Genomic DNA, 12,663 nt, shown 5'->3' with positions numbered 1-12,663 from the left:
AATGTTATACTGTAATGAACGAACGATGTTTGATGGCACAAAGTGTAGCCAATAAGTAGGTCTGAGACCTTAAAGTTATTATTTTTGTATTCTAAATAAAAAAATAGACCTAACGAAAAAGAGTAAATAGAGTAATGAAAAAGTATCTGATTTTATTGACATTATTACTCATAAGCATTTCAAAGATATGTGCTGATAACATCACCTTTGTTATTAGTGCCCCTGCTTCTACAGTGAAGGGTGCGCAAATACAGTTGCAGTATGTGTTGAAAGGTGGCGAAGGCAGGGAAATCCATGTGCCGGATGAGATAAAGGGTTTTGATGTCCTTTACGGGCCATCTGTTTCGCAAATGTACAGTTCTTCGAATATCAACGGGAAAGTGACCTCGGAGAGTAATATAACCTATACATATCTATTGTTGGCTAAAGAAGAAGGGACCTTTACCTTACCTTCAGCATCAGTAAAAGTAGGCGGCAGCAATTATAAATCGAATACTGCCCAGATAAAAGTCTTACCTCCCGATAAGAACGCTCAGCCGCAACAGCCCGGGCAGCAGGTAAAGCCGACAACATCTTCTTCTACCGCCGGAAATGTCAATCCGAATGATGCTTTCGTAAGGGCGATATTCTCTAAAACTAAGGTGAAAGAACAGGAAGCGGTGACTGTAACATTCCGTTTCTACACAGTACTGAATATAAGGGATGTAGGGAAAATTCAATTTCCTGAATTCGAAGGCTTCATGACAGAGGATTTCGAGCTTCCGGCAAATCGCCAAATGGCTCTGGAGCATTATAACGGACGAAACTATTATACCGTAGATGTAAAGAAAACGCTCTTATTCCCTCAGCGGTCGGGTAAAATGACGATACCGTCGGGCACAATGGAAATTGTATTCGAAGTGGCTTCGGGTAAAAAGGTACAGACGTTTTTCGGCCCTCAGGAAGTAATGACCGAGGCTAAAAAAACACTGAAGACAACACCTGTTACAGTCGATGTATCCGCACTTCCGATACAAAACAAGCCTGCTAATTTTTCGGGAGGAGTGGGAGACTTTTCTTTCAAACCGTCCATATCCGCAGAAAAGATTAAGGCAAACGACGCTGTTACTATCAAGCTGGATATAACAGGGACAGGGAATCTGAAGCTTATAAAGAACCCTGAAGTCAAGTTCCCGAAAGATTTTGAAACTTATGATCCGAATGTAAAGAATGATTTTAAGTTAACCGAGAATGGGCTGTCGGGTACAAAATCAATAGAGTATATGTTTATACCCCGTTATCCGGGTAAATTTACAATACCTGCCATCGAATTTTCCTACTTCGATACCAGAACCGGTGCTTATAAGACTGTTTCGTCCCCGTCATATACGCTGGATGTAGATAAGGATCCGAATGCGGGAAAGAATGTGTCTACCAGTTATTCGAGTCAGAAAGAGCTTGAAATGGAGCAGGATATCCGTTATCTTAAAACAGGAAGCTATTCATTTACAGATCCTCAGAGTTTCTTTGTAGGTTCCCTTTCATATCTTCTGTGGTATCTTATTCCGTTAGTGTTGTTTATTGCGTTTACGATAGCATACAGGAAACAGATAAAGGCGAATGCCGATATCGCGATGATGCGTACCAAGAAAGCGAATAAGGTGGCGACTAAGCGCCTTAAGTTGGCTAAAAAATATTTGCAGATGCAACAGAAAGATAGTTTCTATGAAGAAATCCTGCGTGCAGTATGGGGTTATCTGAGTGACAAGCTGACGATTCCGGTTGCAGACCTGAACAGGGAGAATATTGAAATTGAATTATTGAAGTACGGTGTGGGAGATGATCTTATAAGCCAGTTTATTAATATACTGGATACAGGGGAATTTGCCCGTTATGCTCCGTCCGAATCGGGGCACGCAATGGATGATCTCTACAATAATACAGTAGATGCTATCGGTAAAATGGAAAGTACAATTAAGAAAATAAAATAAGGTCTGATGAAACGAATCATATTATCTTGCCTGTTCATATTCGCTATATATTCTGTTGCTTATGCACAGGATTCAATCTCGGTTGTGAGTGATTCGCTGGCAATCGCTAAAGTAAGCCAGCAGCAATCCGAAACGTCTTCCGATCCGGCTACAATAGCTTACAATGAAGGCGATTTCCGTAAGGCTATTGAAATACTGGAAGCTCAAAAGACTGAGCAATTGGAAAAGGGGTTGGAGTCTGCTCAATTATATTATAACTTAGGTAATGCTTATTTCAGAGTGAATGATTTTGCTCATGCCCGTCTGAACTATGAAAAGGCCTTGTTACTTGATCCGGGAGACCGGGATACACGTCATAATATTGAATATCTGTCTACCAAAATAGAGGATAAGATATTGGTAGCCGATACATTCTTTCTCAGCATATGGTTCAGGGCTGTTCAGAATTTGTTCAGTTCGAATACCTGGGCCGTCATAGCAGTGGTTTCGTTTCTTCTGCTGATGGGATGCTTATCGGTCTTCTTCTTTAGTCGTTATGTTTCAATGAAGAAAACAGCCTTTTATATAGGAATCGTTGCATTGGTTATTGTTATACTTGCAAACGTATTCTCTTTCGGTCAGAAGAATAAGATCGAGCATAGGGATACAGCCGTTATTATGGCCGGTTCGGCATCTGTGGTCAGCTCTCCCGATATTAACAGCAAAGAACTCTTCATATTACACTCAGGAACAAAAGTATATATAACAAAAGAAGATCGTAACTGGCTCGAAATAGAAATAGATAACGGCAGTGTAGGCTGGATTCAGCGCGACAAGCTGGAAATAATATAATTTGTCTTAAAATGAAAAACACCAGATGAGCCTTGTAGAAAAGATATTGCCATACGAACGGAATTTATTTCTATGGCTCAACGAGCATCATACAGATTATTGGGACACATTTATGTGGATATATAGCGGTAAACTAATATGGTTGCCATTAGCTATAACCGGTTTGGCCGTATTTGTATATAAGATAAAATGGAAAGAGGCTCTTTTGTTATTGCTCTGTGCTACATTAGTCGGGCTTCTTTGTGACTTTGTTTCGGCAAATCTTATCAAGCCCTACTTTGAGCGATTGCGCCCCACACATCACCCCGATTTTGAGGCCTTTGTGGAAGTAGTAAAAGGATATCGCGGAGGACGTTACGGGTTTATCTCCAATCATGCTGCCAACGGTTTCGGAGTAGTGGCTTTCACTTCCCTATTGTTCCGCTATAGGTATCTCACTATTACAATGATAATATGGGCGACCATAACAGCGTATTCCCGCGTTTATCTGGGAGTCCATTTTATCTCCGATGTTGTTGGAGGGGCTGTTTGGGGTACTTTAATAGGCTTTTTAGTGTATTATATATATTTAACCTCTCGCCGGCATATTCTGAAAGTTCCTAAAGAGGAGGTTAAAACGCCTGTCTATAGCAAAGAAAGAGCAAAGATATTAGTCGGTGCAATATTACTTACGGTAGTATCAATTGCTATATATAGCGCAATATTTGATATTCCTTCGTAAAATCCATTGTTTTTCAAAAAAGAATTTTATAACTTTAGAACATATTCCTAATCATTTACCATTTAAAACTTAGAGAGTATGACTAGAGTTATTACATTTTCAGAGCTTCGCAAAATCAAGGACAATTTACCGGATGGAAGCATACATCAGATAGCTGATACTTTACAAATCCCTGTAGAAACAGTTTGGAACTACTTCGGAGGATATAGTTACGAAAAAGGGCAAAGTTGTGGTGTACATATAGAACCCGGGCCGGACGGAGGTTATGTTTCACTCGATGATACTACTATTTTGGATATGGCTTTAGAAATGATGGAAGCGAAGGAAGCTTAAGAAAAAATACAGAGATGAATGCCACAAGTGTTCATCTCTTTTAAAATCAGTACAACAACAATAAATATATACAGCAATGGGAGATAAACTGGTAACACTTGCGATTCACACAAACGAAAAAGCCCAGATATTAAAAGGCGTATTGGAAAGTGAGAATATTGAAGTCCATATCAATGATGTGGATTTGGATAATCCGGGAGTATCGCCCGGCGTTCGTATCCGTATCAAAGAATCCGATCTGCCCAAAGCCCTGAGCGTAGTGGAGAGTCGTCACTTATTCAGCTACGATGAGGAAGAAACATACAGGACTGATGACGGGCGTAAGCGCATCCTTATACCGGTCGATTTCTCCGATTATTCGCTTAAAGCATGTAAAATAGCCTTTAACCTGGCTCGTGATCTCAACGCGAAAGTAAAGATACTTCATGTGTATTTCAATCCATACTATCCCACAGCCTTGCCCATGGCCGAAGCATTTGCCTATCAGGGAAAGGAAGAGAAGGAATTCCAGAATATTATAGAGAAAGTAAAGGAAAATATCCAGAAACTATGTAATACAATAGACCAGAAGGTTTCGGAAGGAGAGTTCCCTTCGGTAAACTATTCCTATGTATTGCGAGAGGGCTTGCCCGAAGAAGAGATAGTGACCTTTGCCAAAGAGTATAAGCCGACACTGATACTTATGGGAACCAGAGGTAAGGATCAGAAAGATGCCGATCTTATTGGCAGCGTAACGGCTGAGGTAATAGAAATGACTCACGTTCCATTAGTTGCAATTCCGGAAAACACACCATTTTCGGATTTGAGGGAAGTGAAGAAAATGGCATTCCTTACAAACTTCAGCCAGAGGGATTTGATTTCATTCGATTTGCTGGCAAAACTCTTGCAGCCATATAGCGATGTACAGATCGTACTCACCCATATAGCCGTTAAGAAGGGTGATCGATGGGACGAAATAAAACTTGCCGGAATCAAAGACTACTTCAGTAAGCAATATCCGGGGCTAAATCTAGACTATAAGTTGATCGATACCAATGATATGCTCAAAAGCCTCGACGAATATATAAAGAATGACAAAATACAGATATTATCCCTGACCACCAGTAAGCGGAATATCTTTGCCCGTATGTTTAGTCCGAGTATCTCGCGTAAGATGCTGTTTCACTCCGATACACCTTTGTTGGTACTAAGAGGATAAAATGCTAAATATATAATATCGTATAAATCTATTCGTTATCTTTGATGTTAGCGAATAGATTTTACACTTAATACCTAGCCCTATAAAACGATACATCTACTTATCCCCTATGATTACGTTCCACACGGATTTTTTTCTCAGTAAATAAACCTCCTTTATGAGACTATCGGCTTTCTTAGTCTGCATACTATCTTTGTGTTCGGTAAAAGCTTCTGTATATAGTGCCGATTCTGTTCCGGATGTAATACCTAAAGGTGCAATTCCTTTCCATAGTTTCAAGAATAATGTTATTCTGGACGGTTTTATTAACGACTCAGTACCGATGAAAGCTCTTCTCGATATAGGGGCATGGGGATTGGCTGTGCCCGAATATTTAAGAGCAGATAAAGAAGCCGGAAAAAAATCTGAGCGCATTCGTTTCAATGTGGGTGACTGGACAAAGACAATGGATGCTACATTTATGAGTCCGGGAAGCCAGTTCCTGCATTGGTACGGTGAGGATTGTGTATTGCTGGGCTGGGATTTTTTCAACAGGCGCATACTCGAGATATCCTATAAAGACCAATATATAAGGGAACTGAAACCTATTGAACTGGATAGTCTGAAGGGGTATGACTGTATAAAATTTCAGAACAGAGGGCGCAGGCTGCTCATCCCTACTACAGTAACCATTGGCGGAAAGATCATAGAAGGGAATTGCTGGATAGATACAGGCCTGAACGGAACGTTATTCTTTGCTCACAATGTACTTTCCAAATGCGGTTTGGATACAGGTAAAACCAATGAAGGACGTGCTAAAAACCTGGATAGCAATCGGACTAAAGTAAATATAATGAGTGCAGATACCATCACCGTAGGTAATAGCATGCTTAAAGGCAAAGATGTGATTTTTACCGATTCCGAATGGTTTGTCTTCAAAGAGAACGATATGTATATAGGCCTTTTGGGGAACCAGTTCTTCAGATACTTTTCAGTGATATTCGACTTCCGAAAAAATAACCTATACCTTAAACCTTCAGCTTCCGATTGATGGTCAATCTGATAATATATAAAAGGTAACAAAGGTTACACTTTTTCATTCATTTGCTAATATGCTAACTCTCAAATCTGCTAATCAATACATCAAAGAACTCTCAGCCAATAACTAACAATCATCAGCTTACTTCTTATAGATAAAGTTTGAGAAAAGTCTTTATCTTAATTAAAAGTAAATCATTACATCAAACTCCAAAAAAACAGTAATTTTACAGTTACTTAAAAAAAATCATTGATCGTAATGGAAACATCACCAAATGCAGATTTCTCAATTATCATTGATGGTATCAGTCAGGTAATACGAGAGTGGGAGAAAAAGTTGCTGAATCTTCCTCTTGAAGCGATATCAGAGAGACGAAATGCCCAAAACAGAACAATAAAGCAACTGATCGGACACCTGATAGATTCAGCATCTAACAATCAGCAGAGAATGGTGCGTTTACAATACAGCTCTAATCTTGTATTCCCTGATTATACACAGGATAACGACCTCTGGATAGCCATACAGAACTACCAGAAATCGGATTGGATAAGCCTTGTCGGTTTATGGAAGTATTATAATCTTCATATCATTCAGGTGATAAAGAATATAGATACATCTAAATTAGGGAATACATGGACTGATTTTGAGGGGAATATAGTCTCTCTGGAAAATATGGTGAATGGTTACCTCGGTCATTTACACCTGCATATGGGTGAGATAGAAGAGTTAGCCGGCAGGCAATAGATAAGAACTTAAATTATATAATTGAATGAAGAAAACAATATTAATAACTATGACCGGATTATCAATGATGTTTGCCGGCTGCGGAGGGGGGCAAAAAGCTCCGGAGAAGCAGGCTGAAGCGGACACTGTCCCAGCTGATTTCAAATATGAGGTAGATGCTTTTGCCGACCTCGAAATCCTGCGTTATTACGTTCCCGGATTCAACAATCTGACTTTGGAGCAAAAAGAACTGGTTTATTACCTCTCTATGGCTGCTGTCGAAGGACGCGATATTCTTTTCGACCAGAACAATCGGTTTAACCTCGCCATCCGCCGCACGCTGGAGGCTATCTATGGAAATTATAAAGGAGATAAGAGCTCGGCTGATTACAAAGAGTTTGAAGTATATCTCAAGCGTGTGTGGTTCTCCAATGGGATACACCATCACTACGGAGAAGAAAAATTCCTGCCGGGCTTTTCTAAAGAATTTTTTGCAGAGCAGGTAAAAAACTTATCGGCGGAACTTGTTCCGGTAAAGGAAGGCCAGTCCGTAGATGATTTTATAAAGATGCTTACCCCTGTCATGTTCGATGCTAAGGTAATGGCAAAGAAAGTGAACCAGTCGGGAGGAGACCTTATCCTTACTTCTGCCAATAATTATTATGGAGAAGGAGTTACCCAGAAAGAGGTTCAGGATTTTTACGGGGCAATGAAAGATACGACCGACCTTACGCCTATATCTTACGGGCTAAATAGCCGTTTGGAAAAAGAAGACGGGAAACTGATAGAAAAGGTTTGGAAAGTCGGCGGCTTGTATTCGCCTGCAATCGAAAAAATAGTTTTCTGGCTCGAAAAAGCACAGGCTGTAGCCGAAAATGACGCGCAAAAGAATGTGATCTCAAAACTTATTTCATACTATAAGTCCGGTGATTTGAAAACGTTCGATCAATATGCTGTGGCATGGGTTGAAGATTTAAATTCACAGGTCGATTTTGTAAATGGTTTCACGGAAGTTTATGGAGATGCTCTTGGTATCAAGGCCAGTTGGGAATCTATTGTAAATTTCAAAAATGTAGAGGCGACAAAACGTACTGAGATCATCAGTTCAAACGCACAATGGTTCGAGGACCATTCGCCTGTGGATAAGAGCTTCAAAAAGGAAAAAGTAAAAGGCGTATCTGCCAAAGTAATCACCGTAGCTCAACTTGGCGGAGATTGCTATCCAGCAACGCCTATCGGCATCAATTTGCCGAATGCGGATTGGATACGCAAAGATCATGGCTCCAAGTCGGTGACAATAGAAAATATCATGGAAGCATACGACGCAGCTGGCGCGCATACCGGATTTGGTGAAGAGTTTATGTGGTCTGACGCCGAAGTAAATATAATAAAGGAATATGGCTTTATTACTGATGTCTTGCATACCGACCTGCACGAATGTCTGGGACATGGTTCGGGAAAATTACTGCCTGAAGTCGATCCGAATGCATTGGGCGAATTTAGTTCCACCATCGAAGAAGCCCGTGCCGACCTGTTCGGGTTGTACTTCCTTGCCGATGCCAAACTTGTAGAACTGGGCATTATCCCAAATGCGGACGCTTACAAAGCCGAATACTACAAGTTTATGATGAATGGACTGATGACGCAGCTTGTACGTATCGAACCGGGTAAAGACATAGAGGAGGCGCATATGCGCAACCGTCAGTTGATAGCCAAGTGGGTTTATGAAAAAGGAAAAGCGGATAATGTTGTCGAATATAAGGTGAGAGACGGCAAAACATATGTTGTAGTAAACGATTACACCAAATTGCGTACATTATTCGGCGATTTACTTGCCGAAATCCAGCGAATCAAATCGGAAGGCGATTTTAATGGTGCAAAAGCTATTGTAGCGAATTACGCGGTAAAAGTTGATCAGAAATTGCATAAAGAAGTGCTGGAGCGTTACAAGACTTTGAATATGAAACCATATAAAGGTTTTGTCAATCCGGTATTCCAATTGGTACAGGACAAAGATGGTAAGATTACCGATGTCAAAATCTCTTATACCGAAGGATATGCCGAACAGATGATGCGCTACTCGAAAGAGTTTTCGACATTGCCTACCTATAACGATTGAATCGGAATCCGGAATTAAGAAAATAAATATAAAAAAGTCCTGACAAGTTTATCTGTCAGGACTTTTTGTATCAGAACATCAGCATTTTCAGGCCGAATGATAATCTTAAATATTCTTTCGGGCCCAGATAACTGTTGGTAAAAGCACTGGCTATATACAGGTCATTACTGCTTATCTCATAGAACAAGGTGAGGGACTTGGCAAAGAAGCGTTTGTCCGGCGGGATATTATACGTGATCCGTTGTCCCAGATAGATATTGAAACGCATCTTTGTAGAGAACGAGTAATAGCTGTTTGGATATTTGTCAGGTTCACTTACCCAGAAATCCCCGTCGAAGATAGTATTTACATAGAGTCCGGTAGCCAGGGGATCTATTGAGAAATGTCTGTTCAAATCTTTTTTCCACGGGATAAAGTTCTGCTTCAGAGTAAATGTTATCTTGGAACGCTTGGTCGAATATTTAGGCAGATATCCAAAGAACATATCTGTTTCCCACTGATTGTTTTTTCCGTAATCCCATCCCAGACCTAATGATATCAGTCCCATTCCACCGGCATACTGCACTTTGGTATAATTCGGGATAAGGTTTTCCCATTGCGATTTATATTTCTCAATGCGTCTGTCATAGCCGTTTTGGGCAGGAAGTGCGTTTGTTATAATAAGAAGCATTACAAGAATGCTCAAATGTAATTTATATTTAAAATTCAATAACTTCATAATCGTATGTATCGTCAGGCTTAATTGTCAGCAGTAAATATTCGCGTTTGGCCACACTTGGTGTGCCATAATACATCACCCCGTCGTTGAACAGGTCGTCTACCTGCGCCCAATGGTCATGTGCATTCAGACAAAACTGCAATTTTCGGAATTCCTTTATATATCGTTGAAAAACATTGGCTACATTATTATTGAACTGTTCCGAATAAGGGCGTACATGCATTACAAATATCGTCTTTTCATATTCTTCCCTTTCGTCCTTATATTCCTGTTCTATGAACTGGAAATCGGGAACAGGATGCGAGTAGTCGAATTCAAGGGCATTTGTATTCAGACAGATAAATTTAGTGTTGCCTGCCAGAAACGAAAAGTTCACCTCACCGAATACTTCATGGAAGATATCTATACCGTTAGCGAGACAGTCATGGTTTCCCAGAAGTACCACATAAGGCACTTTCAGTTTATTCATAATGTCCCTCTGCCACAGAAACTCTTTAGTGAGGCCAAAGTCAGAAATATCTCCGCCGTGAATAACGAAATCGACATCGTTCCGTTTATTTATAGTTTTCACAAAATCTTCTGTTTCATCATAGGCCCGTTGCGTATCTCCTGTCATTACAAAGCGGATCGATTTCTTACCTTTACACGCTTCTTCTATACGTGCAATATTTTTTGCATTAATTCCTGTTTCCCCTTTTATACGCCCGTCATAGGGATGATATTCTATCATCTCGCATGCAGTGAAAGTAAGAAGGGTAAATAAGAAGATATATATTTTCTTCATAAAAATTTAATAATGGTAAAGCAGGTGCAAGGTTACGTGTAAAAATAGGTTTTAGTGTCCGGTAAGTAGAAAACATGCTTCTATAAGCACTTTTTTAGACTTATTTTAACTAAAATATCAATTTTGTTAACATATCAAATGGTTGAAGATATATTATCTTAACAAGGACAGCATAAACAAGGAAATCCGGGCATCGGTCATATTTCTTATAAAGGATTATGGGAACGAAGTATTATCGGATTATAATTCCTATCTTTATTCTAAAATAATAAGAAATGAAATTAAAAGAAGAACAAAAAAATAAATCGGTATTAACGACCAGCTATGTACTGACTAACGGTTCGCCCGTAACCTTCGTCTTATATGATGAAGACGGAGACTGGCAGCTCTTCGGTGAAGAGGATGTGACTGATGATGAAGACGCCTATCTCGTATCTGTAGACGAAATACTGGAAATGGAACCGGCTCTCCGCAAATTGCCCGATTTACAGCCGGGACAAGCAGCTACCCGCGAGAAAGATAGCACACGTTGGTTTATCGTAGAAGAGGAGAAGTAGAGATTTAACATAGCTTGGACGGGATACTTATGCGGTGTTCCGTTTTTTTTGTACTTTTGCCATACTGAAACGATTTGAGATAAATCGTTTTTATTTTATTATTTATTAAAATTTTATTTCTATGAACAACGAAAAAGGACTGGACTTTAAATCCACGACCGAAACCGGAGATAAAAAACTGTTCATCGAAACCTATGGCTGCCAGATGAATGTGGCAGACAGCGAGGTTGTTGCGTCTGTAATGCAGATGGATGGTTATACCATGACAGATAAGCTCGAAGACGCCGATGCTGTATTTGTAAACACATGTTCGATTCGTGATAATGCCGAACAACGGGTTATCCAGCGACTCGACTATTTCAATGCCCTTAAGAGAAAGAAGAAGCCCAATATGATCATCGGGGTTCTCGGATGTATGGCAGAGCGGGTGAAAGAAGAACTGCACGACAAGCATCATGTAGACGTGGTAGTGGGCCCTGATGCTTACCTCGACCTGCCTAATCTGGTGGGTGCCGCCGAAAGTGGTGAAAAAGCAATCAATGTTGTTTTATCAAAAACCGAAACGTATAAGGATGTAATACCTTTGCGAATCGGAGGAAATCATATTTCGGGCTTTATATCCATTATGCGCGGATGTGATAAGGTTTGTTCGTACTGCATTGTGCCTTATACCAGAGGACGCGAGCGCAGCCGTTTGCCTCAAAGTATATTGAACGAAGTTGCCGACTTACGAGATAAAGGCTTTAAGGAAGTAACTTTGCTGGGGCAGAATGTAAATTCGTACCGCTATGAGAACGAAGATGGTACGGTGGTAGACTTTTCCCGTTTACTCGAAATTGTAGCTCTTGAAGCCCCAAAAATGCGCATCAGGTTTACCACCTCATATCCTACCGATATGACTGATGAAACGCTGGAAGTGATAGCGAAGTATGACAATCTTTGCAAATTTATCCACCTTCCTGTACAGTCGGGAAGCAGCCGTATGCTAAATGTAATGAAGCGTAAGTACGACAGAGAATGGTACCTGAACCGTATCGAGGCTATCAAACGGATCATTCCGGGATGCGGGCTCTCTACGGATATAATGTGTGGATTCCATTCCGAAACTGAAGAGGACCAACAGGAAACCCTGTCCTTGATGCGAGAAGTATGCTTCGATTCGGCCTTTATGTTTAAATACTCGGAACGTCCGGGAACATTTGCTGCTAAGAAGCTGGAAGATGATGTGCCCGAAGATGTTAAAATAAAGCGTTTGCAGGAAATTATAGAATTACAGAACGAATGTTCCCTCGAAAGTAATAAAAGAGATATCGGCAAAGTATTTGAAGTATTGGTCGAAGGATTCTCCAAACGTTCGAAAGAACAACTGTTTGGACGTACTTCTCAAAATAAAGTCGTTATCTTTGATAAGGGCAGCCATCGTATCGGAGATTTTGTTACTGTCAGAATTACAGGGAATACTTCGGCTACATTATTTGGCGAAGCCATATAAGTTATAGATATAACTAATAATACATTTTTAATTTCTAACTTATTTTCGTTGTTTTACTTATGAGGAGGCTAAATAGCTCTGTAACCCTGAAATATGTACATAGTTTAGTTATTTTTATTAAAGATTTTTCCTGCTTTTTCAAAAAGTAACTATATTAGATGTCCGTTTTGGAAAACATAGAAAGGAAATATTTGTTATA

General features: G+C 40.1%; 12 protein-coding genes. 10 read left to right on the top strand and 2 right to left on the bottom strand.

The window, feature by feature from the left end; all coding sequences use genetic code 11:
* Positions 1-134: 134 nt before the first annotated feature.
* The 8 genes from HMPREF9455_RS11015 (at position 135) to HMPREF9455_RS10980 (ending at position 8,913) form a co-directional block, all read left to right on the top strand.
* Positions 135-1,970 carry a BatD family protein gene (locus HMPREF9455_RS11015; RefSeq protein ID WP_006799769.1) on the top strand — a complete coding sequence of 612 codons (1,836 nt, stop codon included), beginning with the start codon at positions 135-137 and terminating at the stop codon, positions 1,968-1,970.
* Between the two features lie 6 nt (positions 1,971-1,976).
* A complete protein-coding gene (locus HMPREF9455_RS11010; protein WP_006799768.1) occupies positions 1,977-2,801 on the top strand; it encodes a tetratricopeptide repeat protein in 825 nt (274 codons plus the stop codon).
* Positions 2,802-2,826: 25 nt separating this feature from the next.
* On the top strand, positions 2,827-3,522 hold the full coding sequence (locus tag HMPREF9455_RS11005) for a phosphatase PAP2 family protein (RefSeq protein ID WP_006799767.1): 696 nt from the start codon (positions 2,827-2,829) through the stop codon (positions 3,520-3,522).
* A gap of 78 nt (positions 3,523-3,600) precedes the next feature.
* Positions 3,601-3,855, top strand: a complete 255-nt coding sequence (locus tag HMPREF9455_RS11000) for a hypothetical protein (protein WP_006799766.1) — start codon at positions 3,601-3,603, stop codon at positions 3,853-3,855.
* A gap of 76 nt (positions 3,856-3,931) precedes the next feature.
* Positions 3,932-5,053 (top strand): universal stress protein, encoded by a 1,122-nt coding sequence (locus HMPREF9455_RS10995; RefSeq protein ID WP_006799765.1) that lies wholly within the window; start codon positions 3,932-3,934, stop codon positions 5,051-5,053.
* Between the two features lie 157 nt (positions 5,054-5,210).
* A complete protein-coding gene (locus tag HMPREF9455_RS10990) occupies positions 5,211-6,083 on the top strand; it encodes a pepsin/retropepsin-like aspartic protease family protein (protein ID WP_006799764.1) in 873 nt (290 codons plus the stop codon).
* Positions 6,084-6,329: 246 nt separating this feature from the next.
* A complete protein-coding gene (locus HMPREF9455_RS10985) occupies positions 6,330-6,815 on the top strand; it encodes a DinB family protein (protein ID WP_006799763.1) in 486 nt (161 codons plus the stop codon).
* A 25-nt stretch (positions 6,816-6,840) separates the two neighbouring features.
* Positions 6,841-8,913: a dipeptidyl-peptidase 3 family protein gene (locus HMPREF9455_RS10980; RefSeq protein ID WP_006799762.1), complete on the top strand. Its 2,073-nt coding sequence runs from the start codon at positions 6,841-6,843 to the stop codon at positions 8,911-8,913.
* A gap of 70 nt (positions 8,914-8,983) precedes the next feature.
* Here the strand turns inward: HMPREF9455_RS10980 and HMPREF9455_RS10975 are convergent, their stop codons facing one another.
* Positions 8,984-9,583 carry a hypothetical protein gene (locus HMPREF9455_RS10975; protein ID WP_006799761.1) on the bottom strand — a complete coding sequence of 200 codons (600 nt, stop codon included), beginning with the start codon at positions 9,581-9,583 and terminating at the stop codon, positions 8,984-8,986.
* Between the two features lie 28 nt (positions 9,584-9,611).
* Entirely contained in the window at positions 9,612-10,415 is an 804-nt protein-coding gene (locus tag HMPREF9455_RS10970; RefSeq protein WP_006799760.1) for a metallophosphoesterase family protein, read from the bottom strand.
* Between the two features lie 275 nt (positions 10,416-10,690).
* Here HMPREF9455_RS10970 and HMPREF9455_RS10965 point away from each other — a divergent pair, with 275 nt between their 5' ends.
* Positions 10,691-10,972, top strand: a complete 282-nt coding sequence (locus HMPREF9455_RS10965) for a hypothetical protein (RefSeq protein ID WP_006799759.1) — start codon at positions 10,691-10,693, stop codon at positions 10,970-10,972.
* Positions 10,973-11,093: 121 nt separating this feature from the next.
* Positions 11,094-12,464 (top strand): tRNA (N6-isopentenyl adenosine(37)-C2)-methylthiotransferase MiaB, encoded by a 1,371-nt coding sequence (gene miaB / locus HMPREF9455_RS10960; RefSeq protein ID WP_006799758.1) that lies wholly within the window; start codon positions 11,094-11,096, stop codon positions 12,462-12,464.
* Positions 12,465-12,663 lie beyond the last annotated feature (199 nt).

This window comes from Dysgonomonas gadei ATCC BAA-286, assembly GCF_000213555.1.
GTDB lineage: Bacteria > Bacteroidota > Bacteroidia > Bacteroidales > Dysgonomonadaceae > Dysgonomonas > Dysgonomonas gadei.
Note: the sequence above shows the minus strand (reverse complement) of the source record. Positions and strands in the feature narration are given on the sequence as shown.

What these genes read in the sequence shown, in the direction of transcription:
- HMPREF9455_RS11015 (WP_006799769.1), top strand. Translation starts at nt 135, where the DNA reads ATGAAAAAGTATCTGATTTTATTGACATTATTACTCATAAGCATTTCA.
- HMPREF9455_RS11010 (WP_006799768.1), top strand. Translation starts at nt 1,977, where the DNA reads ATGAAACGAATCATATTATCTTGCCTGTTCATATTCGCTATATATTCT.
- HMPREF9455_RS11005 (WP_006799767.1), top strand. Translation starts at nt 2,827, where the DNA reads ATGAGCCTTGTAGAAAAGATATTGCCATACGAACGGAATTTATTTCTA.
- HMPREF9455_RS11000 (WP_006799766.1), top strand. Translation starts at nt 3,601, where the DNA reads ATGACTAGAGTTATTACATTTTCAGAGCTTCGCAAAATCAAGGACAAT.
- HMPREF9455_RS10995 (WP_006799765.1), top strand. Translation starts at nt 3,932, where the DNA reads ATGGGAGATAAACTGGTAACACTTGCGATTCACACAAACGAAAAAGCC.
- HMPREF9455_RS10990 (WP_006799764.1), top strand. Translation starts at nt 5,211, where the DNA reads ATGAGACTATCGGCTTTCTTAGTCTGCATACTATCTTTGTGTTCGGTA.
- HMPREF9455_RS10985 (WP_006799763.1), top strand. Translation starts at nt 6,330, where the DNA reads ATGGAAACATCACCAAATGCAGATTTCTCAATTATCATTGATGGTATC.
- HMPREF9455_RS10980 (WP_006799762.1), top strand. Translation starts at nt 6,841, where the DNA reads ATGAAGAAAACAATATTAATAACTATGACCGGATTATCAATGATGTTT.
- HMPREF9455_RS10975 (WP_006799761.1), bottom strand. Translation starts at nt 9,583, where the DNA reads ATGCTTCTTATTATAACAAACGCACTTCCTGCCCAAAACGGCTATGAC.
- HMPREF9455_RS10970 (WP_006799760.1), bottom strand. Translation starts at nt 10,415, where the DNA reads ATGAAGAAAATATATATCTTCTTATTTACCCTTCTTACTTTCACTGCA.
- HMPREF9455_RS10965 (WP_006799759.1), top strand. Translation starts at nt 10,691, where the DNA reads ATGAAATTAAAAGAAGAACAAAAAAATAAATCGGTATTAACGACCAGC.
- miaB (WP_006799758.1), top strand. Translation starts at nt 11,094, where the DNA reads ATGAACAACGAAAAAGGACTGGACTTTAAATCCACGACCGAAACCGGA.